Origin of the sequence: Nitrobacter winogradskyi (genome assembly GCF_006539545.1) — a bacterium.
Taxonomy (GTDB): Bacteria; Pseudomonadota; Alphaproteobacteria; order Rhizobiales; family Xanthobacteraceae; genus Nitrobacter; species Nitrobacter winogradskyi_A.
The window spans coordinates 1-797 of record NZ_BJNF01000162.1 but is presented as its reverse complement, the minus strand read 5'-3'; the positions used below and the strand labels follow the sequence as shown (position 1 = coordinate 797).

General features: G+C 60.7%; 1 protein-coding gene. It reads left to right on the top strand.

All coding sequences use genetic code 11. The annotated features are described in order from the left end of the window. The coding region (locus tag NWI01_RS18630; protein WP_244613908.1) for a hypothetical protein at positions 1 to 526 on the top strand (526 nt) is incomplete at its 5' end. Positions 527 to 797: the final 271 nt, after the last annotated feature.

Sequence of the window (797 nt, the reverse complement as noted above, 5' to 3'; positions counted from 1 at the left end):
GAAAGAGACGATCGCGCACCACGAGGCTGGACACGCCGTGATCGCACGCGTGCTGGACATCCCGGTAAGCTACGCGACCCTCGATGCACTCGACGGCGCTGGCGCCGTGGTGACGACGTCCAGCGCGACGGACCTCACCCCGGACGACCTTGAGGCGCCGGAAAAGTACGCCATTGTAGCGCTGGCCGGGCCGCAGGCCCAGCATCACTATCGTCCCATGTCCCTCGCGGCCCAGAATCGCGCGTGCGACGGTAGCTGGCGCGTGGATCGCGCCAACGCGACCAGCCTCCTGGCGATGCTGGTTTTGCGACAGCACGGCAAGCCGGCGTTGCTAGGCAGCTACGTCGAGTTGGACGGCCCCGAGACAGAGGAGTTCGGCCGCCTATTCATCCGTACGACCCAAAAGACTGCCGATCTGGTCCAGGAAAACTGGCCTGCGATCCAGCGCGTCGCAGCAGCCCTGCTGAGTCGTCCCGGACTTACCGAAGAGGATATCGACGCCCTAATCGCGGCGCACGACAACTAGCCGCACGGCGATCTCGCGATGCCGAACCCAACTGCACACAACACCCCTTCCATTTCATGATAGCAAAGACGAACTGCAAGGAGTGCGCTGAGCCCTCGCTCGATAATTTTAACTGGATGGCCCGAAGAACCGAAGTACTGCGACCCATCAATATCAGGGCGATCTCGAATGAAGAGGGATCAGGTTGCACCTTGATACCATAGGCATTGCCGACTGCGGCTCAGGTAACGATACGCATATTGCACAACCGTATCGTCATAACCGTTAGTCT